This is a genomic window from Mangrovicoccus sp. HB161399 (assembly GCF_013184745.1).
In the GTDB taxonomy this organism is placed as follows: domain Bacteria; phylum Pseudomonadota; class Alphaproteobacteria; order Rhodobacterales; family Rhodobacteraceae; genus Mangrovicoccus.
On record NZ_JAATVU010000024.1, the window covers coordinates 58,619 to 84,883 of the forward strand.

Genomic DNA, 26,265 nt, shown 5'->3' on the forward strand with positions numbered 1-26,265 from the left:
CCGGCGCCTCACTCCGCCGGCGTTTCGGCCTGGGCCTCCGAGATCTCCCCGGCGCGCTCGCCCAGGATCATCGGGTAGAGCAGGAAGAAGGCCGCCGCGACCAGGTAGCCGCCGGTGGCGCCGCCGAGCGAGGGCAGGTGCAGCCCGGCGCCGTGGATGATCCCGACCGAGGACATCGCCGCGCCCGCCAGCGTGAAGAAGCCCGCCGTGCGGAACTGCCCTTCGATCAGCCCGGCGACGATGGCGCCCCAGACCAGCCCCGTGATGATCGCGCCCTGGCTCAGCGCGAGGTGGCCGCCGTAATGCGCCCCCTGCTGCAGCAGAGCCGCGGTCAGCGCCGGGTCGCCGAGCTGAGGCAGCCCCTCGACCCCCATCGAGGCGAGCGCCCCCATCAGCGACCCCCATTTCGTTACCAGGAAGTCCGAGACATGCGGCAGGATCGCGAAGGCCACGGCGGCCATGTGCGACGGCGGCACCGAATGGGCGGTGTTCGACACCAGGCTGAGCGCGACGAAGACCAGCACCGGCGCGGCGGCCGCGACCGGCATCAGGTTGCCGAGGAAGGCCAGCAGCCCGAAGAAGGCCGCCAGCGGCACCACCACGCCGACGGCAACGATATAGCCGGCATGTGCGCCCATCCGCTTGTAGGCGGGATGGCCGATATAGGCGGTCGTCGGGAAGGGCGAGCCGAAGAGCGCGCCGATCATCGTTCCGGCCCCGTCGGTCACCTGGCAGATGCCGACCGGGTAATGGTCGCCCGCGGCCTCGGCGCTTTCCACGTTGTTCATGGTCTCGATGAAATTGTAGATCTGCACCGGGATCAGAACGAGGAACAGTTCGGGATTGGCCCAGAGATGGCCGATCCCGGCGATCAGGTCGCCGAAATAGGGGACAGGCGGATAGAAGCCCAGTCCGTCGACATTCAGCTTTGCCTCGCCCAGGATCAGCGCCAGCACCACGCCGACCAGCAGCGCCAGCAGGCCCGCGGGCATGTCTAAAGGCAGCCGGAACCGGCCCACCAGACCCCAGAGGATGATGGCCAGCGAGGCGAAGCCGATCAGCGGCTCCTCGAAGATCTCCGCCAGCGGCACGGCACCGATATAGACCAGCGCGATGCCGCAGAGCGTGCCCAGCATGCCCGCGCGCGGCGTGACCTTTTTCAGCGCAGGTCCGACGATGGCGCCCATGGCGGCGACGATGCCGCCGATGAAGCCCGCGCCGATGCCCACCTGCCAGGCCAGAACCGGATCGTCCGTCGCCCAGTAGATCGGCCCGATCACTCCGAAGAGATAGACGAACATCACCGGCGTCGAGATGCCGTAGGGCAGCGCGGTGACGTCCCGCCCGGCCTGCGCCGCGGCGCGCTTGGCCAGCAGGACGTAGACCGCGATGCCGGCGATGATGGCGATGCCCGCGCCGGGCAGGATGCGGCCGAAGACGATCTCGGGCGGCATGCCGAAGACGAACTGGCAGATGCCGGAAAGCACCAGCAGGTTGATCAGGTTGTCGGTGAAAAGCGCCCAGAAGGCGCTGTAGTCGCTCTTCACGAACAGCTTGTAGCTATGGCCGGGCTGGCTCATGGTCCCTCTCCCCTGTTGTCTCGCGATGTGCGGCGCGGACGGCGGCGAAGACCGCGTCCGGCGTGAAGGGCGTGGCGGCGAAGCGCACGCCGGTGGCATCCCGGATCGCATTGCCGAGCGCGGGCGCGACCGGGTTGAACGGGCTCTCGCTCATGGATTTCGCGCCAAGCGGCCCGATGCTGTCATGGGTGTCGGCGAAGAAGACCTCGGTGCGCGGCAGGTCCGGCATGGCGGGCATGTGGTAGTCGCGGAAGGCCGGGTTCGCCACGCGCCCCGCCGCGTCGATCGCCAGCTTCTCGTACATTGCCGCGCCGATCGCCTGGGCGACGCCGCCCTCGACCTGGCCGCGGCACTGCATCGGGTTCATCACCACGCCGGCATCGGCGGCATGAAGGCTGCGCAGGATCCGCACCGTGCCGTTGCGGCGGTGCACTGCAACTTCGAAGCCCTGCACGTTGAACGTGACCGAGCGCGGCGTGCCGTCATGGCTGCCCCTGGCGTCCAGCGGGTCCGGGGCCGCAGCGGCCAGCGCAGCCAGATCGGCGGGATCGCAGCCCTGCCGCGCGGCCTCCGCCCGGATCAACGCCGCCAGCTCCTCTGCCGCGCGCATCGTCGCCATGCCCGCCACGACGATGCCGGTCGAGCCGTAGGCGCCGGTGTCATGCCCGGTCAGGTCGGTATCGGACTGGCGGATGCGGATCGCATCGGGGGCCACCCCCAGAGCGGTGGCCGCGATCTGGACATGCACCGTCGAGCTGCCATTGCCGAACTCCGCCGTGCCGACATCTAGCTCGACCATGCCGTCCGGCGCCAGCCTGATCCGGCTTTCGGCGATGTGGCCGCGCGGCGGAATGGTGTCGAGCATCGCCACCGCCATCCCGCGCCCGACCAGCCAGTCCGGCCCCTCGTCGGGACGCGGCACCGCGGCCAGCCCGCGCTCCACGAGGTCGAGGCACTGGTCCAGCCCGTAGCTGCCCATCACCACGTCCGCATGCGGGCCGGAATGGGAGACCATCGGATCGTCGGGGCCGATGGCGTTGAGGCGGCGGAAGGCGAAGGGATCCATCCCGGCCATCCGCGCCAGCTCGTCCATCGCGCTCTCCACCGCGAAACCGGTCTGGCTCAGCCCGTAGCCGCGGAAGGCGCCGCCGGGCAGCGTGTTGGTATGCACCGCGCGGCCCTCGATCTGCTTGTTCGGGCAGGCATAGAGCGCCACGCTCTCGCCGCAGCCATGGAACAGCACGCCGCGCGCATGGTTGCCGTAGGCGCCGGTATCCGACAGCACCGACATCTGCATCGCGGTCAGGCGCCCGGCGGCATCGGCGCCGAATTTCACCCGCACCTCCATTGCGTGGCGCGAAGTCGTGGCCACGAACTGCTCGGCGCGGGTCATCTCGTATTTCACCGCCCGCCCGGTCTTCAGCACGGCGAGCGCGACGATGTCCTCGGCCAGCATCTCCTGCTTGCCGCCGAAGCCGCCGCCGACCCGCCCGCAGAGCACGCGCACCTGGTCCTGCGGCAGGCCGAACAGCTCCGCCAGCGCGTCGCGGGTCAGGAAGGGCGTCTGCGACGAGGTCCTCAGCACCAGCCGGCCGTCGCCGCCGCGCCAGCCGATGGCGCCGTGGGTTTCCAGATGGCCGTGCTGCACCCGGTGGCTCGCATAGGTGGCCTCGTGGACATGCACCGCCGCGGCGAAGCCCGCCGCCATGTCGCCGCAGCCGCCCGACAGCTCCGCCGCGACATTGCCCGATGGATGGACCAGCGGCGCTCCGGGGGCCAGTGCCGCCGCGGGGGTCAGCACGGGCTCGACGAGTTCATAGTCGACGGCGATCAGCGGCAGGGCCGCATCGGCCGCGGCCTCGCTTTCGGCCAAGACAGCGGCGACGCGCTGCCCGGCGAAGCGGATGACCTGGTCCAGCACGCGGGTATCCGCGCCGTCCTCCTCGGGGTTCTGGTGCCTTGCGGAGGAGAACAGCCGGTCCGGCGCGTCCTCATGGGTCAGCACGGCGATCACCCCGGGACTTGCCAGCGCGCGCGCGGCGTCGATCGACCTGATGCGCGCCGAGGCATGCGGACTGCGCAGGATGCGCAGATGGGCAAGCTCTGGAATGTCGGCATCCATGGTGAAGCGCGCCGCCCCGGTCACGACCTCGCGCGCGGCGGGCGCTGCCAGGCTGGCCCCTGCCCCGCCGCAGCCCGCCGCGGCGCGCCCGTCCAGCGCGTCGCGGATCGCGCCGTAGCCGGTGCAGCGGCAGAGATTGCCCTTCATCGCCCAGTCCCGCGATCCGTCGGGCGCCTGGTCCAGCGCCGCCGCGGTCATCGCCATGCCCGCCGTGCAGAAGCCGCACTGGAATCCCTGCGCCTGCAGGAGTGCCTCCTGCACCGGGTGCAGCCCCTCCGCCGGGGCCAGCCCCTCGATGGTGATGACCTCCGCGCCCTGCGCGCGGAAGGCCGGGTAGAGGCAGCTATGCACCGGCACGCCGCCGACATGCACGGTGCAGGCGCCGCAATCGCCGGAATCGCAGCCCTTCCTGACCCCGAACCAGCCGAGATCTCGCAAGAGGGTGCGCAGGCACTGGCCGGGGCGGGGTTCGGCGGTCTGGACCTTTCCGTTGACGGTCAGCTTCACGGGCAGACCTCCGCCAGCTCGGCGCGGATGTCCTCCGCCAGGTCCAGCGTCACCTGCCGCCGCCAGTCCGGCGCGCCGTGGATGTCGTCATGCCAGTCGCCGGGGGCGATCGCGGCCTCGATCCGCGCGGCCAGCGCAGCGGCGTCGGGCAGGCCGGCGAAGCGCAGGATCACCGGCGCCGGCACCGAGGCCGTGATCGCCAGCCGCAGCCCCGTGCCGTCCCGCGTGCCGATTACCAGCGCCCCGGAGCGGCCCTCGGGCGCCAGCGAGATCCGGCGGAAAGCGGCGGGCTTGGCCAGCGCGGACAGCGGCAGGCGCAGGCTGCGCAGCAGGTCCCCGGGCTCGAGGATCGACCGCTTGGGTCCCAGCGCGAAGGCCTCGGCCGGGACATGGCGCACGCCGCCGTCGCGGGTCCAGATCTCGCAGCTGCCCTCCAGCCCGGCGGCAAGCGAGATCATCGGTCCCGCGGGCAGCGCCATGCAGAGATTGCCGCCCACCGTCGCCATGTTCCAGATCTTGAAGGAAGCGAGGAAGGACCGGCAGCAGGCGCCGATCAGATGCCCGGCGCGCCAGCCGGGCGGCGCCTCCAGCGCGTCGAGCCGGGCGACCGGACAGGTCGCGGCGATCACCAGCGCGCCGCCGGTCACCGCCAGCGGCGGCCAGTCCAGCCCGGACAGATCGGTCAGGCGGCGCAGGCCCGGCTGCGGCTCGGAGAACAGCCAGGTGCCGCCGGCAAGGAAGCCGTCCCCCTCCTGCCAGGCCGGGATTTCGCTGCGCGCGGCAGGCCGCGCAATCTCGGTGACGCCGTTCAGATCCATCTGTGCTCCGCTGCCCTGCCCCGCCGCCGGGCGCGGCCGGGTCCCGTGCCAAGTCTGGAACGCCCGGCGCGCCCGGGATCCGCTTTCCTGCCGCCCCGGCCGCCCGGCTTCCCCAGCGGCATGCGAAGTGGTGAAAGCACAGGCAGAAAGGCCTGCCGCTTGGGCAGCGTGAGGACGCCGCCGCCCGGACGGACGGCGGCATGCGGCGCTTCGCAGGATGGCCGGACGGAGACCGCCCTGTACTGATGGCAGCAGGACCTCAAGCGTCCGTCCGCAACGGAAGTCATTTCATGGCAAGACATTTGCTTCTCCGCCTCTGCCTCGTGCTGGCCGGCCTCGCCGCTGCCGCCCTGCCTGCCGCCGCGCAGGACTGGACCGGCGAATGGCAGAGCTTCTGGCGCGACGGGCTCGCCCAGATCACGCTGGAACAGCAGGGCGATCGCGTCACCGGCAGCTACCGTCCCGATGACGGCGAGATCGAGGGCACCGTCCAGGGCCAGGTGCTGACCGGGACATGGCGCGAGCCGGGCAGTTCGGGCGGCTTCACCTTCGCGCTGTCCGATGACGGCCAGCGCTTCACCGGGCGCTTCGCCGACGGCGAGTACTGGAACGGCAGCCGGGTGCAGGACCTGGCCGGGCCCGGCACGGCGACGCCCCTGCGCAACGCGACGCCCGCGGAAGCGCTGGAGTCGGTCGTGGCCGGCGCCAATGCCGCCGTTCTGGAGGGCAATGCCGCCGCGCTGCGCGACATCGCGCCGTTCCTGCATTACGAGGGCGGCAGCGAGGAGACCACGGACCTGACGCGGCGGCGCTGGCTGCTGTGGGAGACCGTCGACCTGGCCACCTTCCGCCTGTCGGATGCCCCGGACGGTCCGGACCGGCCCGGCGGCAGCACCGCGAGCTTCGGCATTTCGCCCTATCGCGGCGATGCCACGGCCACGCTGCGCTTCCGCCTCGACCCGGAAGCCGGCTGGCAGCTCGTTGTGCCGCCGCTGGCGGAGCTGGCCGCGACCCAGCGGCGGCTGCTCGCCAGCCTGGGCCATGACAGCTACAGCGATTTCGCCGCCGCCAACGACGCCAGCCCGCGCAACACGCTGCGCCGCTTCGCCGAGGGCGTCGCGGCCTGGGATTCGGGCGGGCGCGAACAGGCGATGCCGCTGCTCGACCTGTCGCACATCCCGCCGCGGCTGCGCGCCATGGAGGCCGCGCTTCTGGCCGATTTCCTGCGCGAGATCCTGTCCCGGATCGGCATCGGCCTCTGGCAGGAGATCCCCAACATCTCGGACAGTCCCGAACCCTACGTCTTCTACGTCCACCCGATGGGCGCGGTGGCGATCGAGCCGCAGCCGGTGCCGGGCAGCGACCCGCCGCGCACCCGCTGGGTGTTCTCCGCCGAAACCCTCGCCGCCGCCCCGGCGATCTACCGCGAGCTGCAGGACCTGCCCGCCGCCGACGGCACGCCGCCGACCGAGCCGCTGTCGGACTATTTCCGCCTGCGCGAGAGCCTGCGCCAGCTCGACCCGCGGCTGGTGTCGCGCGACCTGTGGCTGGAGAACTGGCAGTGGCTGGGCAGCTTCGCGGCGGTCATCGTTGCGGCGCTTCTGGCCTGGGCGGCATCGGCGCTGCTGACGCGGGCGGTGCTGCTGGGCATGCGCGCCTTCGGCCAGGCCCGTCCCGCCGAGGCGGCGGCGCCGCTGCGCCGGCCCGCGATGGCCTTTGCCTTCGTCGCGCTGCTGATGGCGTCGAATTCCGCGCTGGGGCTGACCCTGGCCGGGGCGGGCTTTCTCGGCCGGATCTTCGGCGTGGCGCTGATCGCCTTCGGCGCGGCGCTGCTTCTTGCGGCCACCACGGTGATCGGCCGGCTCTTCCTGGAGGCCGCGGAAACCACCAGGCACTACATGGACGAGATCGTCACGACGCTGCTGCTGGGACTGCTGAAGGTGATCATCGCCGTGGTGGCGGTGATCCTCGCGGCGGATGTCGTCGGCCTGCCCTACGAAGGGGTGCTGACAGGGCTCGGCATCGGCGGCGTGGCGCTGGCCTTCGCCGCGCGCGAAACCGTGTCGAACCTGCTGGGCGGCGCGATCCTGCTGGCCGACCGGCCGTTCAAGCGCAACGACCTGATCGAGGTGGACGGGGTGATGGCGACGATCGAGACGGTCGGGCTGCGCTCCACCCGGCTGCGGACGCTCGAGGACTCGCTGATGGTGGTGCCCAATTCGCGGCTCTCGGACCAGCCTATCATCAATTGGGGGATGCGGCGCAAGCGGCGGATGCAGATGATGGTCAGCCTGGCCTACGCCACGCCCGCGGCCAGGCTGGAGGCATTCCGCGAGGGGCTGGAGGACCTGTTCCGGGCCGATCCGACCACCGATGACAAGGATGTCTTCGTCGGGCTGGCGCGATTCGCCGAGTCCGCCATCGAGATCGAGCTGACCGGCTTCCTCTATGTCTTCGACTACGGCGCGCAGGTGAAGGCGCGCCACCGCATCCTGATGGAGATCGTCAACCTCGCCGAGCGGCTGGAGGTGTCCTTCGCCTTCCCGACGCGGGTGATCCACATGGCGGACGCCCCCGCCGCGGCGGAAGAGGCGCAGGCGGCGGTTTGAGCGCCGCTCAGAGCCGGGGCGCAGCGGCGCGCTGCGCCCGGCTGTCCTTCAGCGCCTGCGCCACGGGGCCGAGGATCGCCGCGACGAAGCCCGCGGCAAAGCCGGTGCCGTAGAGGCTGAGCCCGCCGAGGATCAGCCCGACCGACTGTGTCACCGCCGCCAGGCAGGCCCCCGCGGCGAGTCCCCAGGCCCAGCCGAAGCAGCCCGCCATCGGCGCCAGCGCGGTGCCGAAGAGCGCGGCCAGCACCATCTCGGGGCGCTCGGGGCTGGACGGGCCGAAGGTCGCGACCAGCCAGACCCCGGCCGCGACGGGCAGGATGTTGCGCAGGTGCTTGCCGAAGCCGCCGAAGCCCGCGACCGACAGGATCGCACCGGTCACGGGCCCGTTGATGTCGCCGCCCACCGCCAGCACGTAGCCGGTCGCGGCGAGGCCGAGCAGCCCCATGCTGGCCAGGATCGCGCCGTCGCCATGGGCCGCGAGGAAATCGGCGGGCGCCCGGCCCGTCTCGGCCAGCAGCGCGCGCTGCCGCGACAGCGCATTGCGGTCGATGGCCAGCCCGATCACCGGCATGGCGGCAAAGGCGGCAAGCAGGAGGGGTGCGATCTGCCGTGTATAGCCGGTCGACCAGATGAAGACCGGCTCCGGCGCGACACCGTAGAACAGCAGCAGCGGCACCAGCACCGATCCGAGGATGCCGACGGTGAATCCCATGTTGTAGAGGCTCATCCCGGCATGGGCGTTGAACAGCTGCGCCGCGACCGGCGGCAGCACGAAGCCCGCCGCGACGCCCGTGCCCATGGCCAGCGGAAAGCTCTGCCAGAGTTCCAGATGCGAGGAGAACAGCAGTTCGGAGACCACCGGCGCCAGCGCGCAGCCGAAGAAGGCGGTGGCGACATGGGACGCGAAGGGCACCCGGGTCCATTGCGCGTAGAGCGCGGTGCCCAGCAGGATCGGCCAGACATTGACCAGGTTCTTGCCGAAGAGCCCGGCGCCGAGCACGAGGAACAGGCAGGCCACGGCACCGCCCGAAACCGCCGCCCCGGACAGCCGGAAGACCGCCGCCGCGATCAGGACGAGGAGGCCCGCATTGAGGAAGGCCCCGCCGGGGCCGCCCATTTCCACGTAGTCGGTGATCAGCGTGTCGCGCGCGGCGAGGATGGCGAGAAGCCCGTCGCGCGAGCCCTCCGGCCCCGAGAGCCAAAGGCCCCACCCGATGAAGCCCGCCGCCAGCGCGCAGACGAGGAGGAGCCGCGCCCCGCCGGAAAGCCGGCGGGGCGCGGCGGTCAGGTCGTTCATGCGGGGCCGGCCGCCGCGGCGCCCTCGGGCGCCGGTTCGGCAGCCTCGCCGCGGTTGAACACGAGGTCGTAGAGCACCGGCAGGACCAGCAGCGTCAGCACCGAGGCCACGGCGAGGCCGCCCATGATGGCGAAGGCCATCGCGCTCCAGAACACCGTGAAGGCGATCGGGATGAGGCCCAGCACGGTCGACAGCGCGGTCAGCGCGATCGGCCGCACCCGGCTGGCCGAGGCATCCATCACCGCCTGGCGGATCGGCTTGCCCTCGCGGCGGTCATCCTCGATCTGCTCTATCAGGATCACCGCGTTCTTGGCGATCATCCCCACCAGCGCCAGCACGCCGAGAATGGCGACGAAGCCCAGCGGCTGGCCCGACAGCAGCAGCGCCGCCACCACGCCGATCAGCCCCAGCGGCGCCATGAAGAGCACGATCCCCACCAGCCGGAAGTTCCTGAGCTGCACCATCAGGATCGTGACCACCAAGGTCAGCATCAGGGGCACCACGGCGAAGACCGAGGCCTGCGAGGCCGCGCTCTCCTCCACCAGCCCGCCGGTGTCGATCGAATAGCCCGGCGGCAGCGAGGCGCGCAGATCCTCCAGCGCCGGCTCGATCTCCTCGACCACGGTGGCGGCCTCCATGCCCGGCGTCACGTCGGCCTGCACGGTCAGCGAGGCGACGCGGTCGCGGCGGTGCACCAGCGGATCGGCCAGCCGGTAGTCCAGCCGGGCGATCTGCGACATCGGCACGGTGCGGCCATTGCCGATCGGGATCTGCAGGTTGGCCAGCAGCTCAGGCGACAGGCTCTGCCCGCCCTCGGCGCGCGTCACCACCGGGATCAGGTAGATGCCGTCGCGGATCTGCGTGACGGTCGAGCCCGAGAGGTAGAGGTTCAACGCATCCGACAGCGCCGAGGCGCTGAGGCCGAGACGGCGCGCCTCGTCCTGGTCGAGCACGACCTCGATCTCGCGGGCAGGCTCCATCCAGTTGTAGCTGAGCGAGCGGGTGTCGCCGACGCCGGCCACCACGCCCGCCACCTCGCGGGCGATGGAACGCACCTGGTCCAGGTCCTGCCCGGTCACGCGGTACTGCACCGGCCAGCCCACGGGCGGGCCCAGTTCCAGCGCATAGACGCGGGTGATCGCCTCGGGGAATTCCTCGGTCAGCATCTTCTCCAGCTCTGGTTCCAGACGTATCCGGTCCTCGATGCTGTCGGTGACCAGAACCAGCTGGGCGAAGAACGGCGCCGGGGTCTGGACGTCGAGCGGCAGGTAGAAGCGGATCGCGCCGCGGCCGATATAGGTGCTCCAATGGGCGATTCCGTCCTGCTCGCGCAGCTCGTCCTCGAAGCGGTCGACCACCGCGCGGGTGCCGTGGATCGAGGCGCCGTGCGGCATGGTGATGTCGACCAGCAGCTCGAACCGGTCGGACGGCGGGAAGAACTGGCGCTGCACCAGCGACAGTCCCAGCACCGCAATCACGAAGAGCGCGACGGTGCCCGCGACCACGGCCAGCCGCATCTTCATCGCCGCCGACAGCAGCTTGCGGTAGCCCGACAGCATCCAGCCCTCCTTCTCCGCGGCATTTTTCGGCGCGCGCAGGATGCCCACGCCGACCACCGGCACGAAGAGGACGGCAACGACCCAGGAGGCGATCAGCGCGATGCCGACCACGGCGAAGATCGAGAAGGTGTATTCGCCCGCGGAGCTCTGCGCGAAGCCGATCGGCACGAAGCCCGCGATCGTCACCAGCGCACCCGAGAGCATCGCGAAGGCGAGCTTCTCGTAGGCATAGGACCCCGCGCGCAGCGGATCGTCCCCGGCCGAGAGCCGCCGCGTCATCGAATCCACGGTGGTCATCGCGTCATCGACCAGCAGCCCCAGCGCGATGATCAGCGCGCCGAGCGAGATCCGCTGCAGGTCGATGCCGACCATCTGCATGATCACGAAGACCGCCGCCATGGTCAGCGGGATGGCGATGGCCACGACCAGCCCGGCGCGCACGCCGAGCGCGAGGAAGCTGATCACCAGCACGATGGCGATGGCCTGCCAGAGCGACTCGGTGAAATCCGCGACCGCCGTGTCGACGATCTCGGGCTGGTTCGCCACGAGGAACGGGTTGATGCCCAGCGGCAGGTCGGCGGTCAGCTCGTCCATGCGCTCGGACAGGTTCTCTCCCAGCGCGATGACGTCGCCGCCATCGGCCATCGCGATCGCCAGTCCAAGCGCATCCTCGCCGTTGACGCGGAACATCGGGTCGGGCGGATCGGCATAGCCGCGGCGGATCCGGGCGATGTCGCCCAGCCGGATGCGGCGGTCGCCGACGGTGATGGTGATCTCGCGCAGGTCGTTCTCGTCCGTGAAGGCGCCCGAGACATTGACCGACAGCGCATCCGTCCCGGTGCGGATCGTGCCGCCCGGCGACACCAGGTTCTGCGCGCGCAAGGCCTCGCGCACCGCGCCCGGCGGCAGGCCGAGCGACGCGAGCTCCGCGGGGTCGAACTCGACGAAGACAGTTTCTTCCTGCGCGCCGAGGATCTCGATCTTCGACACGTCGGGCACCCGCAGGAGCTCCGAGCGGACATGCTCGACATAGTCGCGCAGCTCGCGCCGCGAGAAGCCGTCGGCGGTGAAGCCGTAGATCACCCCGAAGGTATCGCCGAACTCGTCGTTGAAGCCTGGACCCACCACCCCCTGCGGCAGGGTGTGGCGCATGTCGTTCACGCGGTTGCGCACGCCCTGCCAGATCATCGGCACGTCCGCGGCCGGCGTCGTGTCCTGCAGGTGAACGAAGAGCGTCGAGGTGCCCGGCCGTGTCTGGCTGTCGATCCGGTCGAGCCCGGGGGTCTCCTGCAGCACCTGCTCGAGCCGCTCGGTCACCTGCAGCAGCGTCTCGTCCGAGCTGGCGCCGGGCCAGTTCGCCTGCACCACCATGGTGCGGATGGTGAAGGGCGGGTCTTCGTCGCGGCCGAGCCCGAAGAAGGCCATCAGCCCGGCAATCACGACCAGCGCCATGAAGAACAGCGACAGCGGCTTGTTCTTCAGCGCCCAGGCAGAGAGGTTGCCCCCCATCTCAGCGCCCCTCGCCCAGCCGGACTTCCTGTCCGGGACGCAGCGCCTGCACGCCCGCGGTGACGACGATGTCGCCATCCGCCAGCCCGCCGGTCACCTGCACTTCGGCGAGGTCGAAGCGGCCGATCTGCACTTCGCGCAGCGCCACGGTGTTCGTGTCCGGATCGACCACGAAGACCGCCGGCTCGCCGCCCGAGGTGGTCAGGGCGGCCGCCGGGATCGGCGTCGCGTCGGAGCCGTCGAGCGCGATCATGCCGTTGACGGCGGAGCCCAGCCGGAAGGAAGGCGGGATGTCCGACAGCCCGACGCTGACCCGGAAGGTCCGCGTCACCGGATCGGCCTGGGGCGAGAACTCGCGCACGCGCCCCGTGGCGGTGGCACTGGCGTCGCTGACCAGCGCGACCTTGATCGGCGCGAAGGGATCGAGCGCGGCGACCAGCCGCTCGGGCACGTCGAAGACCGCATCGCGGCCGTTGTCGCGGGCGACCCGCACGACCATGGCCCCGGCCTGCACGACCTCGCCCGGCTCGGCGCCGACCTCGGTCACGACGCCGGCGGCATCGGCATAGAGCTGGGTGAAGGCCAGCGCCTCCTTGGCATTGGCAAGCTGCGCGGCGGCGGCATCGACCCGCGCCTGCGCCTGCCGGAAGGTCTGCAGCGCCGTGTCATAGCGCTGGCGGGTGACGAAGCCGCGCTCCAGCAGCTGCTCGTGGCGCTGGTAGTCGGCATCGGCGCGGTCCAGATCGCCCTCGGCGGCGAACAGCTCGGACTGCGCAGCCTGCACGCTGTTGCGCTGCGTGGTGTCCTCGAGCTGGCCGATCAGCTGGCCGGCCGCGACGGTGTCGCCGACGCCCGCGCCGCGCTCCAGCAGGCGGCCGCCGGTGCGGAAGGCAAGGACGGCGGATTCCTGGGCGCGCACGTCGCCGGTCAGGCGCACGGTCTCTCCGCCGGCCATGCTCTGGGCGACGGTGACGCGCACCGGGCGCACCGGCTCGGGCACGGCCGAGGCATCCTCGCGGCAGGCGGAGACCAGCCCTGCGGCGATCAGGAGAAGGGGAAGGCGCGCATTCATGTCCGGTCCTCCGCGGTCGGTCTGTCGGTGAAATTCGGCTTGCAGGACATCGTATTTTCTCTGATTCCGGTATGCGTGCGGCCGCCCCCGGAAGGGCGGCCCGTTCATTCCTTGCAGGCGCGGCGTCAGAACGAGCCGAAGAGCCCGCCGAGCGCGATCACCGCGATCAGCGCCAGCATCGCGCCGACCACGGCCACCATGACCACGTCGAGATAGCTGTCCTTGTGCGAACAGCCGCAGACCGCCAGCATGGTCACCACCGCGCCGTTGTGCGGCAGGCTGTCGAGCGTGCCCGAGGACATCACCGCCACCCGGTGCAGCACCGACGGGTCGAGCCCGATCTCGCCCGCGAGCCGCATGAAGGTCGGCCCCAGCGCCTCCAGCGCGATGGTCATGCCGCCCGAGGCGGATCCCGTGAGCGCCGAGAGGATGTTGGTCGCGACCGCGAGCGACACCAGCGGCCCGCCGCCGACGCCCAGCACCCAGTCCTGCACCACCATGAAGGCCGGGAGGGAGGCCACCACCGCGCCGAAGCCGACGAGGCTGGCGACGCTCATGATCGGCAGCACCGAGGCGTTGCAGCCCGCGTCCACGCTGTCGCGCAGGCTCGGCAGCCGGGCGAAGCTGGTGGCCAAGAGGACCACGATCCCGGCGAACAGCGCCAGCGCCACGGCCCAGACGCCGCCGACGGCGGTGAGGCTGGTCTCGCCCCATTCCGGCAGCGACAGGAAGGAGAAGTCCATCGCGGGCAGCACGAATTGCGACAGCGCGAGGTTCGCCACGATGACGACGACCAGCGGCAGAACGGCAAGGAAGATCGGCGGGGTGGTGCCGGCCTTCTCGGCGGCCTCGATCTCGGCGGGGTCGAATTCCCGCGCCGTGGTCGCCAGCTCGCGCAGCGCCACCTCGTCGGGACCTTTGGCCTCCTCGTCGGCGCCGAAGCCCTCGCCGGCCTTGGCCGCGCTCTTGACCCGCAGCGTCAGCCACCACATGCCGAAGCCGAACATGATGGCGGCGGCGATCACGCCGAGGCCCGGCGCCGCGAAGGCGGTGGTGCCGAAGAACGGCATCGGGATCGCGTTCTGGATCGACGGCGTGCCGGGCAGCGCCGACATCGTGAAGGTCGAGGTGCCCAGGGCCACGGCTGCGGGCAGCAGCCGCCGCGGAACCGCACCGGCCCGGAACAGCGCAAGCCCCATCGGCGCGATCACGAAGAAGGCGACGAAGAGGCTGACGCCGCCATAGGTCACCAGCGCGCCGGCGAGCACCACCGCCAGAACCGCGCGGCTGGGGCCGAGCTTCTCGGTCATGAAATCGGCGATCGCCGTGACCGATCCGCTGTCATCCATCAGCTTGCCGAAGAGCGCGCCGAGGAGGAACAGCGGGAAGAACTGCCCGACGAAGCCCGCCGCAGCGGGCATGAAAGTCTGCGTCCAGTTGGCCAGCAGCGGCTCGGACGAGAAGGCGGCGGCGACCAGCGCTGCGGCAGGCGCCAGCAGCAGGATCGTCCAGCCGCGGAAGGCCAGCGCCATGAGAACGGCCAGCCCGACAAGAATGCCAAGGAGACCCATCGGTTACATCCCTTCCAGCAGGGTTTCGAAATCGAAGGACGAGCGCACCCCGACATCGTCCCTGTGCTTCGCGGCGAAATCGTCCGCCGCCTTGCGTCCCTCGCCGCGCAGCATCTCGAGGAAGGCCCATTCGGCATTCAGCTTCGAGGAGGCGCTGAGCTCGATCATGATGTCGCTGGAGATGCGGTGCAGCCGCATCTCGCCCCAGGCCTTGCCCTCGGAATTGCCCGGATCGGCGACCTGGCGCATCATCGCGACCATCTTCAGCTCCTTCAGCAGCGTCGCGTTGAAGGAGATCTCGTTGATCCGGTTGACGATGTCGCGCGCGGTCTTCGGCGTGTCGGGCCGGTTCACCGGGTTGATCTGCACCAGGAACGTGTCGCGGCTGTCGCATTCGCGCACCAGCGGCGTGATCGTCGGATTTCCCGAGAAGCCGCCATCCCAGTATTCCTCGCCGTCGATCTCTATCGGGCGGAACATGGTCGGCAGGCAGGCCGAGGCCAGCAGCACGTCGGCGGTGATCTCGTCGCGGCGGAACACCCGGCCGCGGCCGGTGCGCACGTTCGTGGCGGTGATGAAGAGCTTGATCGGCCCCTTGGCCAGCGCCTCGAAATCGATGGTCTCTTCCAGGATCTGGCGCAGCGGGTTGTAGTCCGATCCGCCGACGTCGAAGGGCGAGACGAAGCGCGACAGCGTGTCGGCGAAGATGTAGGCCGGCGAATTGTCCAGCGTCCAGTTGCCGGTCAGCTTGTCGAAGGGCGTGCGCTGGAAGGGCGAGAACCGTGCCGCATCCGAGACCCGCTTCCAGAAGGTTTCCATCGCCTCGCGCGCGCCGTCGCGCCCGCCGGTCATCATGCCGTAGGCGAAGACGGCAGCGTTCATGGCGCCGGCCGAGGTGCCGGAGATGCCCTCGACCTCCATCCATTCATGCTCCAGGAGCCGCTCCAGCGCGCCCCAGGCGAAGGCGCCGTGCGAGCCTCCGCCCTGCAGCGCCAGATCGACCTTCAGCGGCGCCCGTTGTCGGCCCGCTTCCGCGTTGTCTTCAGTCATTCCCCGGTTCCAATCCACTTTCCCTCATATTGAATTCACCGCTTCGGCCGGAGCGATCCGGCAGAGGCGGAGGGGCGCAGGCCCGCCCAGGCCAGCGCCACGGCAATCGCCGCCCCCCCTCCGGTCACGGCGAAGGCCGTTTCCGGCCCCGCGCCTGCGGCCAGCCAGCCGGCCAGCATGTAGGCCCCCGCGAGGATGGCGTTCTGCATCGCCAGCCCGGCGCCGAAGGCCGCCATCATCCCGCCGCTTCCCCCCGCGTCGCGGATGATCTCTGCCGCGGGCATCTGCACCAGCGAGATGCCCGCCCCGATCGCTGCCCAGAGCGCCAGGAAGCCCGCGAATGTCGTCACCGCCATGCCCGCCAGCAGCCCGGCGGCGATCAGCACGCCGCCCGCCGCCATCTCGGAGCCGCAGCTCAGCGGCGCGCGCAGCCGGACATGGACCAGCGCGCCGAGGATCGCCCCCGCCCCGAAGGCGCCGAAGGCGATGGCGGTGGCCGAGGGTCCTTCCCCTGCGATCGAACGGATCAGGTAGGGCGTGCTGGTCATCACCATCGCGGTGCCGGCGGCCACGGCCACCATGAGCCAGGTCAGCGGCCGGAGCTCGGCACGGGCGAAGAACATCCGCAGCCCGCTCAGCGCCTGCCGTGCCCGGCGGCCGCCGCCCTTGCCCGACAGGTCAGGCAGGTCCGCCGCCTTGATGCGCAGCGCCGAGACCGCGAAGACCGCCGCCGACAGCAGCAGCAGCGAGTCGACCGGCAGCAGGAACAGCAGCAGCGCCGCCGCCAGCGGGCTGGCCACGCCTTCCAGCTCGTCGACGATCCGGCTCTTCGACATCGCCCAGGCGAACTCGCCGCGGTCGGGCAGGAGATGCGAGACATATTCCAGGTAGGTGATCTTGAATGCCGCCGAAGCCGTCAGGAACACCGCGATGGCCGCCAGAAAGGTCGCCTCGCCGGTGACGAAGACCAGGGACAGCAGCGACAGCGCGCGCAGGATGTCCAGCGCCATCAGGAACCGCCCTCGCGGCAGCCGCTCGAAGATCGCCGCGGTCAGCAGCGGCACCGCGACATAGGCCAGCGATTTCAGCGACAGCGCCGTTCCCAGCAGCGCGGCGGAGTCGTTTCCCGCGACATTGTAGGCGATGACCGACAGTTCGACCGTGGCGACCCCGGCGGCGAACAGCGCCCAGAGCTTGGCCTGGAAAAGCAGCTTGTAGGGCCGGTTGTCGGACTTCGGCATGGAGCGCTACCCCGGAAAGGCGCAAACAATACTTCTCCGTCCTCCGGCAGCATGCGCTGCGGGCGGCGGAACCTTTTCAATCAAGATATTTCCGCGGCTCTTGACCCGTGGAAATGCAGCGCTGTTGACGCCGCATTATGCAGGGACGGTAAACCATGCCATCGCTGCACTGCAATATGTGAAACCCGAATGTGAGCGCCGCATCGTCGCCCGGAGGCGTGGCGGATTGCCTCGGCGGAAGCCTTGTTTTCCATTGAAAACCAAATATTTGAGACTCAGGTATAGCTGCCCGGAGCGGAGTCTTCCTCAGGTTGCGGACCCCGCCGCAGGCACCGGCGGCGCCTCGAAACTGCCCGTGCGCGACAGCAGGACCGCGAGCGGGCGGCTGGCTTCGAACCGCGCGGAAACAATGATGATCATCGCCGTGACCGGTACCGCCAGGAACAGCCCCGTCACCCCCCAGAGCGTGCCCCACAGGAACAGCGCGAAGATGGTGACGACGAGGCTCATGTTCAGCGACTGGCCCGCCATGCGCGGGAAGATCACGTTGCCGACGGTGAATTGCACCAGCCCGAGGATCGAGGCCAGCAGCGCGACCGGCAGCAGTTCGGGGAATTGCAGGATCGCGAAGGCGGTGGGCAGCAGCACGCCGAGGATCGAGCCGATGGTGGGGATGAAGTTCAGCACGAAGATCAGGATCGCCCAGAACATCGCGTTGGGCAGGCCGAAGGCGGCCATCGCCGCCCAGCTGGCCGCCGCGGTCAGCGCGCTGAGCCGGGTCATGATCCACAGGTAGGACGAGATCCGCCCGCCCAGCTCCGCCAGAAGCCGCTCCGCCTCCGCCCGCTTCGCCGGATCGGGGAAGAGCGCCGCGATCTTGGCACGGAACAGCGCCTGGTCGGCCAGAAGGAAGGCGACGTAGATGGCGACCACGCCGAACTGGTTGACCAGCCCGAACACGCCCATCACCACCTGGTGCATCAGCTGCTCCAGCCCGACCGCGTCGAGCATCCCGTCCAGCACCTTGGCAGAGTCCGCGCCGAGCACCGCGCTGGCGCGCGCGATCACCGGGTCGAGGCTGGCCTGCAGGCTCAGGCTCTGCGGTCCGCTGGCCAAAAGGCTGCGCACCCCGCTGTAGACCGCCGCCATCCCTGCCAGGGCGATCAGCCCGGCGGCCAGCGCGACCGCCGCCCCCTGCCCCATTTTCGGGCCCAGCCCCGGCAGGCGCCGCAGCGTCCGGGCAAAGTGGTTGAGCACGAACCACACGATCAGCGCCTCGGCCAGCGGCACGAAGATCGGCGCGCCCTTGGCCAGCGCATAGAGCACGCAGGCGGCAATCACCATCGAGGCGGCCACCGCCACCAGCCGCCGCGTGCCTTCCGGCAGCGCGGCGGGCACTGGGCGTTCCGGCGCGGCCATGCTCAGCCGCCGGTCCGGATGCTGCGCGCGAAGAGGAACACCAGCCGCAGCGACATCGCCACCACCATCAGCTCGGCGGTCTGGGTCAGCAGCAGCGACATCAGGCTCAGCGCATCCACCGCCGAAATCTGGTAGTCGGCCCCGCCGGGCGAGATCGTCGCCACAGCGACGCCGACCTGCGGATTGGCCAGCAGCGTCACCATCAGCCCGGAGGCCGCGCCGAGCAGCGAGATCAGCGTCACCACCACCCCGGCCGCGCCCGCCCAGACCCCGACCCAGAGGCTGCGCCCCACCATGGCCGGCGAGGGCGTGTCCGCGCCCCCGGACAGCGCCTTGCCGAGCGCGGCATAGCGGCGGCACCAGAGCGTGGTGAAGAGCGGCAGGACGAGGCCCAGGAAGGAGAGGATGTTGCCGAGCGCGGCGCGCCCGCCGGCGACCTTCAGCACGTAGCCGCCGAGCAGCGCGATGGCGATCAGCAGCACGAGCTGGATCCAGAAGCCGATCTTGCCGAAGCGCATCAGCGCGGCGGCCAGGCCTTTGGTGCGGGCGTCATTCCAGGCGGCAATGGTCTTGGTCATGAAATTGGGTTCCGTCGACAGTTCCTGCCATCCGCCGCGGATTATGCCGCGGCCCTGCCCGCTCGCTACCACCGAACGGCCTTCGCGGCGACTGCTCCAATCCGCGCACCCTGCCTGGTTCCCGCGCTGCGTGTCGGCAGGGGGCTGCAGCCCGCCGTGCCGGGAACGGCCTGCCCTGCGGCCGGGCACCCCTGCCTCGGGCAGCGCTGCCCGCACCGGACCGGACGCCGCCGGAACGCGCTGCGCAGCGTTGGCCGGGGTTCCGCGGACGTGCTGTCCAAGCGGCGAATGGCGGGGGCGGCGCAGCGGAGGTGGCCGCGGATCTGGGGTACGCGGCCACCTCGGCGGACAGGCGGACAATGTCCGTGGCCGCAGGGCCCGGCCGCGTGTCCACCTCCTTCGCCGGGCCCGTTTCCTGTCCGCGCCGCATCCCGTCCGGCTGGAGAGCTGGCCGATGCGTCACGCGCGACGCGCTATCAGCCCATGTCGGCCCCGCTACCCTCCGGTTGCGACGCTTCCGGCCTTTGCGCGAACCGCCACCGCTCTTAAGGCGTCCGAGCAAGCGCCCCCGGCCGCAGCTGCCGCACACCATCCGGCCAGGCGGAAAGCCCGTGACCTTCGCCGCAGCCGCGCCGTTGCGGAAGCGCCAGCGCGCCGTTGCCGCAGATCTGCTCCCGCACGCCGACGCAAGCACGGAAACGGCAGCCCGCCGGCTGCACCGTCCGCCTCACGATAGATGCCGGATGGCCAGTGGTTGCGGGCGGCCTTGGGAACCGGTCGACCGCGGAAACGGGCACGGCACGATCGCGCTCGCGATCCGGGGAGTGGCTGAACAGCCGCTGCCTCCCTGCCGCTCAAGCCTGGTGCCGGCCGCTGCTGTCCTTGCCCGGTCTCCCTTTGGCCGACGCTGCGCCAAGTGACACGGCATCGACCTGCCTCAAGCCGGCATGCTGCGATGGCCGGGCAGGCAAGGTTGCCATGGGTCGGACGGAGGGAGCGGATCGTTCCGCCGGAATCCCTCGGTGCCCCGCGTCAGCAGCCGCGTTCGGGGCCGTTGCCGATCGCCTCCCGCCGGAGGCTGGCCGCAAGGGCGAAGCGGAAACCGGGGGATCGCAGCCGACCGCCGGGCCGAAGCCGTCTCCGCCTGACCGGCCAAGTGCGGCCTCCCCTCCGGTCCCCCGAAAAACAAAGCGCCCCCGAGGGGGCGCTCCGAACCATGCGTGGCGGCCGCGGCCGGCATTCCCGCCGCGGCGCGGCTGCGGATCAGGCGACCAGCAGCGCATCGTAGTTGACCTGGTAGCCCATGTCCTCCAGCGAGGCGAGCGTCAGATCGGAGACATAGGGCGTGCCGTTGAGATAGCCGGTCATCTCCTCGGCGCCGAAGGTGGCCTCGTCCCAGTGGCTGCCCGCCGTGCCCGACCCGCCGGTGCTCTCGACCGGAACGCCGTAGGCGCTGAGCGGATCGTTGGCCGCGATATCGGCGAACTGCCCGCTGTTGTAGACCTCGATCGCCTTCGCGCCGGTGAAGCGCAGGTCGTCGGTCGGCCCGGATACGAGGCCCAGCATGCTCCACAGCGAGCCGAATCCGACGCAGTGCATCATCTCGTGAAGCACGATGTCGTCGAACTGGCCCTTGGCGTCATAGGCGGCCGCGGCGTCGATGTCGAAGGTCATCGAGCCTTCGGCCGGCAGGTAGCTGCCCCAGCGCAGGGTCGTCGGGCCGGCCTGGCCGAGGATGCCGCTCGGAAGGTCGGCCAGCGACGCGGTGATGCGCAGGTCGTCGATGCCGAGGAAATCCGGAAGGTCGCTGGTGATGATCGACTCGAGGAAGGTCTCGGCGGCAGTGAAGGCGGCCTTCAGGCTGTCGGTCCAGCCGGTGCCCGAGAAGACGACATCGATATCGTAGCCGTCGGTCGCGGTGTCCGTCGTGGTGGTGGTGGAGCCGGTGCCAGTATCGGTGGAGGTGCCGGTGTCGGTGGTGCCGGTATCCGTGGTCGTGTCGGTGGTCGTGGTCTTGTTGCGGCCGCCGCCCTTCGAGCCGCCGCCGCCGGTCGAGGTCGGCTTGGCATAGGCGAGGGTGCCGTCGATGGTGTCGCCGGTGCCGGCGTCGGAGAAATGCCCGTGGCCGCGGACCGGAGCGACGTCAGTCCAGTCGCCGCCGAAATCCTGCCCGAAAGCGTGGGCCAGGCCGAAGGCCGCGCGGACCGGGGCCGCTGCAGCCGCTTCCGGTGCCTCGGCCCCGGAGGGCAGACCGCCGATCCCGGTTTCGATGGAGAGGTTGAACTCGAACGCGTCCTGGTACTGGTCAAAAGCCTTCATTGCGTGGTCCCGTGCTGGTTGATGGGTTGTCGTCTGGAAGCGCTTGCTAGTTCGCTCCCGTGAATGGTTTCCTAATGGGCGGATAGCCCACAACTCCAAGGGTTGCGGCCGGAATCGGAACACCTGTGGCGCGAGCGCCACGTAGAGATGCGAATTTGGCCAAATTTTGGCAGTATTGCGGCGAAGCCGGCATCAATCCGCGCATCTCTGCGGCGCAAACCGGGATGCATTTTGCAACTTCAACTTGATTCCTTGAGAAAACCGGAATGTGTTAAGCAATATTCCGGGCGGGAATCCGGCGGGTTTCCCCGGGCTGCCGCCGCAATCGAATCCGGACGGCCGGAAGCGCCTGCCGGAACGGGACGATTCTCCGCCCTGGCCGCCCGGAACGGGCCGGACCAGGCCTCCACGGCGACCCCGCGCCTGCACCTGGGCCGCCGGAAAGTCCATGCCCGGTGCTGCTGCGTTCCCTTCCGAAGCGGTTGCGGCGCAGCCCATTCCGTATCGGCAAGGGAAGGAGCTTCTGTCCCTGCTTTCCGGAAAGGACGTAGCCGTGCCCGGCTAGGCCCAGCCGCCGCGCGGGCAGCCGTTGCGCCGGTGTCCGGCGGCCTGCGCGTCTCGCCGGATTGCGGCGCGGCCCGGAGCAGCGGCATTGGCCGTCCCGGCCTGCGCGCCATCGGCGGCCGGTCTCCCCCGGGATGCCGGACGGTCACGGCACCGGACGGCGGCCGACCGCCGGTTCGTTGGACTGCGGCGGGATGATCGGACCGGCATGACCGTGCCGGCCTGCGATCCGGAGGCGCCGGAAGTTTCATGCACGGACGTTGAGGCAGCGGAGCCGCCCGCGCCGGGGCCCTTCACCGGGAACGCCTGCCTCGCGGAGGCACCGCAACGCGCGGACGGCCCCGTCAAGTCGGGCGCGGAACGAAGCGGGGTCAGGGAAGCCGTAGCGGTCAGTGAGCCGCCCCGGCCCGGAGCGCGGGCCATGCGGACGGCAACATGCGGCGGGAAGGGCCGGAGCCCGGAGAACCAGCCGGCCGGCGCGTCCCGGCATGGCTCCGCAGGGGGAGAGCGGGCGATGCCGCTCTCCGCCGGGGTGTCTTACCAGGAGGTCAGAACCGTGCCCTGGTATTTTTCCTCGATGAACGCCTTCACCGCGTCGGAGTGGTAGGCTTCCACCAGGGGCTTGACCCAGGCGGCGTTCTCGTCGCCCTGGCGCACCACGATGATGTTGACGTAGGGGTTGTCCGCCTTCTCCATGGCGATAGAGTCGGTCTTCGGGTTCAGCCCTGCGGCGATCGCGTAGTTGGTGTTGATCATCGCGGCGTCCAGATCGGCCAGCGAGCGCGGCAGCTGCGCGGCGTCGAGCTCCTGGAAGCGCAGCTTCTTCGGGTTCTCGGTGATGTCGAGCACGGTCGGCACCAGCCCGGTGCCCTCGGCCAGCTTGATCAGCCCCAGATCCTGCAGCACCAGCAGCGCGCGGCCGCCATTGGTCGGATCGTTCGGGATGCCGACCGTGTCCTTTTCCTCAAGCTCGTCCGGCGAAGCGATCTTGCCGGAATAGAGCCCCATCGGCGTGGTGATCGTCGTCGCCACCGGCACCAGCGCGAAGCCGCGATCCTTCATCTGGTTGTCGAGATAGGGCTCGTGCTGGAACGAGTTGGCCTCGATGTCGCCATCGGCCAGCGCCTGGTTCGGCACCACGTAGTCCGAGAACTCGATCACGTCGATGTTCAGGCCCATGGGCGCGGCGACCTTGGCCACCTCTTCCATGATCTCGGCATGCTCGCCCGGGGACACGCCCACGCGGATGTCCTCGGCGGCAGCCATCCCGGCCGACAGGGCGAGAGCGGAGACGAGGGTGATCAGCGATTTCATTGCGAAACTCCTTCTTGTTGTTCTTCGGTCGCCGTTTCCGGCATCAGGCGCCGCGGTTGCGCGGGGCCCGCTTGTCCACGCGGCGGGCGATCCATTCGCCGGCGCTCTGCACCAGCTGCACGAGGACGATCAGGATCACCACCACCATGGCCATCACGTCCGGCATGAAGCGCTGGTAGCCGTAGCGGATGCCGAGATCGCCCAGGCCCTCGCCGCCGACCGCGCCGACCATGGCAGAATAGCCGATCAGGCTGACCACGGCGAGGGTCAGGCCCAGCGTGATCCCGGGCAGCGCCTCGGGGATCAGCACCTTGCGGATGATCTGCAGCGGCGTCGCGCCCATGGCGCGCGCGGCTTCGATCAGGCCGCTGTCGACCTCGCGGATCGCGTTCTCGATCAGCCGCGCGATGAAGGGGATGGCCGCGATGGTCAGCGGCACGATCGCGGCGGTGGTGCCGATCGAGGTGCCCGCGATCATCCGCGTGAAGGGAATGATGGCGACCACGAGGATGATGAACGGCACCGAGCGCGTCGCGTTGACCACGGTGCCCAGCACCTTGTTCACCGCCGGGGCGGAAAGCAGCTCGCCTTTCTGCGAGCAGGCCAGGAAAGTGCCGATCGGCAGGCCGCAGACCGCGCCGATCAGCGCCGAGACCGCGACCATGTAGATGGTCTGCCAGGTCGCCTCCATCAGCATGTTGATCAGGTTAGCCGACATAGCCCAGGACCTCCGTCCGCTGCTGGTTGGATTCCAGGTAGGCCCGCGCCTCGGCGCCGCGATCGGCAGGCACCGAGATCAGCAGGTTGCCGAAGGGGCGCGCGCCGATCTCCTCGATCGCGCCCGCGAGGATGTTGACCTCCAGCCCCAGCGCGCCGCTCATCTGCGCCAGCAGCGGATCGGTCGCCCGCTCGCCGAGGAAGGTGATGCGGATGACCTCGCGCGACGGGCCGGCCGGGGGCTCGGAACTCATCCGCTCGGCGATGAAGCGCGGCAGGGTCACGCCGGTCACCCCGGCCAGGAAGGACCGCGTCGTGGCATGGGCGGGCGTGGTGAAGATGTCGTAGGTCTCGCCCTGTTCGACGATCCGGCCGCCGTCGATCACCGCCACATGGCTTGCGATGTCGCGCACCACCGCCATTTCATGGGTGATCAGCAGGATCGTCAGCCCGAGATCGCGGTTGATGTCCGCCAGCAGCCTCAGAACGGTCTGGGTGGTCTCTGGGTCGAGCGCCGAGGTGGCCTCGTCTGACAGCAGCACCTTCGGGCCGGTGGCCAGCGCCCGGGCGATGCCGACGCGCTGCTTCTGCCCGCCCGAGAGCTCCGCCGGATAGCGGCCGCTCAGCGCCTCCAGCCCGACCCGCGCGACCAGGTCGGCGGCCCGGCGCCGGATCTCGCCCGCGGGCACGCCGGCGATCTCCATCGGCAGGGCGACATTCCCGAGCACAGTGCGCGAGGAGAGCAGGTTGAAATGTTGGAAGATCATCCCGACTTCGCGCCGGATCTCGCGCAGGGCGCTGCCGCGGGCGGTGCCGACATCGCGGCCGCCGACCATGACCCTGCCCGAGGTCGGCCGCTCCAGCCCGTTGACCATCCGCAGCAGCGTCGATTTCCCCGCGCCCGACCGGCCGATGATTCCGGTGATCGCCCCGGCGGGCACCTCGAGGTCGACCCCGTCCAGCGCCACGACCCGGCGGCCGTCGGCGTCGAAGCTCTTGCCGACCGCGTCGAATGTGATGGCCGCACCGGCCATGGTGTCGCGTTGCATGGGGTGTCCCGGATTCCGTGGTTTCGCGTTGGCCGCCGATAGACCGGAAGCGGGCGGCAGAGGCAAGACCGTGCGGCCCGTCAATGCGAAAAAGCGCCTCGCCGGCACGCGCTGGATCGGGGAATGAAGGTGCGGCCGGCCGCGCTGCCCGGCCCCTGCGGGCACTTCGGCGGCAATGGCCCCGGCTGCCGAAGCCGCCGGGGCATGCATGCTCGAAATGAGGCGCGGCAGTCATTTGGGAAACCGCCGCTGCAATATGGTAGCATGGCACTCCACCAGACGCCAGAAGATTATCATTTTGATAATCTTATTCGGTGCTTCCGGCGAGTTGACGCTTCTCCCCGGCTGGGAGATTATGCGGCATGGACAGACTGTCATCTATATTCGAATTGCGGGAAATGCTCGGCCAGCTGGAGCGGGATGCCGGCCTCGACACTTTGGGCCCGGTCGAGCGGGATGTCCTGCTTGCCGCCCACAGCCTAAGCGCCGGTCCCGGCGCGGTGGTGAGCTCCGAGCAGATGCGGGCGCATCCGCTGGTTGCCAGCGTCGCCCAGGCCACCTTCTACCGGGCGGTGCGAAACCTTCTCGGCACCGGGTTCCTCGAGCGCGCCGAAGGCTCCAGGGCCAAGAGCTATTCGGTCCGCGGCGACCTGATCGGCGAGGACCTCATGACGCGGTAGCGGCCCCGGCGCACGCAAGCCGCTGCCCGGTCCGTCCACGCCCATGCCGGAGCCCATGCATTTTCCGAAGTCCCAACGAGTGTAACGTGAAGCATCTCCAGACCGAAGCGGTCGTCATCCTGGCCTACATCCTGTGCCACGGGCTCACCGCGATGCTTGTCACGCCGCTGCAATCGCGGTTCCTGCCCGACGTCACCTATTTCGCCAGCCTGCTGTACCTGCCGCACGGCGTGCGCGTGCTGTCGGCCTGGCTGCTGGGCTGGCGCGCCTTCCTGCCGCTCTGCGCCGGCGCCTTCCTGTCGGAGGTGCTGTTCAAGCCCTTCGGTGCATCCGACCCGGTCAATCCGGTCATACTGGCCTCAATCGCCATGGGCGCCGCATCGCCGCTGCTGGCCTTCGAGGCGTTCAAGCTCGTCGGCCGGAACTTCTATGCGGGCCGGGGCCTGCGCATCCACTGGACCTGCCTGCTCCTGGCCGGGGCGGTGGCCTCGGTCCTGAATTCCTTCGGCCAGGCGACGGTGTTCTCCGGGATGATCCTGCCCGAGAATGCGGCCAACGTTGCGGCAATCTATGCCATCGGCGACCTTGCCGGGCTCGTCGCGACCACGCTGGTCCTGATGATGATCTTCCGCTGGGTGCGCCTGTCGGGCCAGGGACGGCACATCCGCTGAGCCGGTCCCGGCTGCAAGC

Annotated in this window: 18 protein-coding genes; 3 read left to right on the forward strand and 15 right to left on the reverse strand. The window is 70.1% G+C overall.

The annotated features are described in order from the left end of the window. Positions 1-8: 8 nt before the first annotated feature. From HCC78_RS15180 to HCC78_RS15190, 3 genes are read right to left on the reverse strand one after another with little or no spacing between them, the layout of a single operon-like run. Positions 9-1,580 (reverse strand): xanthine/uracil/vitamin C permease, encoded by a 1,572-nt coding sequence (locus HCC78_RS15180; protein WP_172329634.1) that lies wholly within the window; start codon positions 1,578-1,580, stop codon positions 9-11. Further along, positions 1,561-4,209 (reverse strand): molybdopterin cofactor-binding domain-containing protein, encoded by a 2,649-nt coding sequence (locus HCC78_RS15185; RefSeq protein ID WP_172329635.1) that lies wholly within the window; start codon positions 4,207-4,209, stop codon positions 1,561-1,563. Before HCC78_RS15185 ends, HCC78_RS15180 begins: the two co-directional genes overlap by 20 nt. After that, positions 4,206-5,027 carry an FAD binding domain-containing protein gene (locus HCC78_RS15190; protein WP_172329636.1) on the reverse strand — a complete coding sequence of 274 codons (822 nt, stop codon included), beginning with the start codon at positions 5,025-5,027 and terminating at the stop codon, positions 4,206-4,208. The genes HCC78_RS15185 and HCC78_RS15190 overlap by 4 nt, the downstream gene beginning before the upstream one ends. A gap of 290 nt (positions 5,028-5,317) precedes the next feature. Here HCC78_RS15190 and HCC78_RS15195 point away from each other — a divergent pair, with 290 nt between their 5' ends. After that, entirely contained in the window at positions 5,318-7,636 is a 2,319-nt protein-coding gene (locus HCC78_RS15195) for a mechanosensitive ion channel family protein (RefSeq protein ID WP_172329637.1), read from the forward strand. 7 nt (positions 7,637-7,643) lie between these two features. Here HCC78_RS15195 and HCC78_RS15200 read toward each other — a convergent pair whose 3' ends face one another. The 12 genes from HCC78_RS15200 to HCC78_RS15255 form a co-directional block, all read right to left on the reverse strand. After that, the gene (locus HCC78_RS15200; protein ID WP_172329638.1) at positions 7,644-8,933 is read right to left on the reverse strand and encodes a DUF1576 domain-containing protein; all 1,290 of its coding nucleotides are present in this window, start codon (positions 8,931-8,933) and stop codon (positions 7,644-7,646) included. After that, positions 8,930-12,001, reverse strand: coding sequence for an efflux RND transporter permease subunit (locus tag HCC78_RS15205; RefSeq protein WP_172329639.1), 3,072 nt, complete (start codon positions 11,999-12,001; stop codon positions 8,930-8,932). The genes HCC78_RS15200 and HCC78_RS15205 overlap by 4 nt, the downstream gene beginning before the upstream one ends. A gap of 1 nt (position 12,002) precedes the next feature. After that, on the reverse strand, positions 12,003-13,073 hold the full coding sequence (locus tag HCC78_RS15210) for an efflux RND transporter periplasmic adaptor subunit (protein WP_172329640.1): 1,071 nt from the start codon (positions 13,071-13,073) through the stop codon (positions 12,003-12,005). 125 nt (positions 13,074-13,198) lie between these two features. Further along, complete coding sequence (locus HCC78_RS15215) at positions 13,199-14,644, reverse strand: GntP family permease (RefSeq protein WP_172329641.1); 1,446 nt, start codon at positions 14,642-14,644, stop codon at positions 13,199-13,201. 3 nt (positions 14,645-14,647) lie between these two features. After that, entirely contained in the window at positions 14,648-15,694 is a 1,047-nt protein-coding gene (locus HCC78_RS15220; RefSeq protein WP_172329642.1) for a patatin-like phospholipase family protein, read from the reverse strand. Positions 15,695-15,729: 35 nt separating this feature from the next. Then, positions 15,730-16,935, reverse strand: coding sequence for a hypothetical protein (locus HCC78_RS15225; protein ID WP_172329643.1), 1,206 nt, complete (start codon positions 16,933-16,935; stop codon positions 15,730-15,732). Between the two features lie 306 nt (positions 16,936-17,241). Further along, complete coding sequence (locus tag HCC78_RS15230; RefSeq protein WP_172329644.1) at positions 17,242-18,333, reverse strand: AI-2E family transporter; 1,092 nt, start codon at positions 18,331-18,333, stop codon at positions 17,242-17,244. 23 nt (positions 18,334-18,356) lie between these two features. Beyond that, entirely contained in the window at positions 18,357-18,932 is a 576-nt protein-coding gene (locus HCC78_RS15235) for a DUF3611 family protein (RefSeq protein ID WP_172329645.1), read from the reverse strand. A gap of 1,263 nt (positions 18,933-20,195) precedes the next feature. After that, on the reverse strand, positions 20,196-21,251 hold the full coding sequence (locus HCC78_RS15240; RefSeq protein ID WP_172329646.1) for a leishmanolysin-related zinc metalloendopeptidase: 1,056 nt from the start codon (positions 21,249-21,251) through the stop codon (positions 20,196-20,198). A 1,101-nt stretch (positions 21,252-22,352) separates the two neighbouring features. Continuing rightward, on the reverse strand, positions 22,353-23,129 hold the full coding sequence (locus HCC78_RS15245) for a MetQ/NlpA family ABC transporter substrate-binding protein (RefSeq protein WP_172329647.1): 777 nt from the start codon (positions 23,127-23,129) through the stop codon (positions 22,353-22,355). A gap of 43 nt (positions 23,130-23,172) precedes the next feature. Further along, the gene (locus HCC78_RS15250; RefSeq protein ID WP_172329648.1) at positions 23,173-23,847 is read right to left on the reverse strand and encodes a methionine ABC transporter permease; all 675 of its coding nucleotides are present in this window, start codon (positions 23,845-23,847) and stop codon (positions 23,173-23,175) included. Continuing rightward, positions 23,837-24,895 (reverse strand): methionine ABC transporter ATP-binding protein, encoded by a 1,059-nt coding sequence (locus HCC78_RS15255; protein ID WP_172329649.1) that lies wholly within the window; start codon positions 24,893-24,895, stop codon positions 23,837-23,839. The genes HCC78_RS15250 and HCC78_RS15255 overlap by 11 nt, the downstream gene beginning before the upstream one ends. Before the next feature lie 362 nt (positions 24,896-25,257). Between HCC78_RS15255 and HCC78_RS15260 the strand changes: the two genes are divergently transcribed. Continuing rightward, the gene (locus HCC78_RS15260) at positions 25,258-25,575 is read left to right on the forward strand and encodes a hypothetical protein (RefSeq protein ID WP_172329650.1); all 318 of its coding nucleotides are present in this window, start codon (positions 25,258-25,260) and stop codon (positions 25,573-25,575) included. 86 nt (positions 25,576-25,661) lie between these two features. Continuing rightward, the gene (locus tag HCC78_RS15265; protein ID WP_172329651.1) at positions 25,662-26,246 is read left to right on the forward strand and encodes a hypothetical protein; all 585 of its coding nucleotides are present in this window, start codon (positions 25,662-25,664) and stop codon (positions 26,244-26,246) included. Positions 26,247-26,265 lie beyond the last annotated feature (19 nt).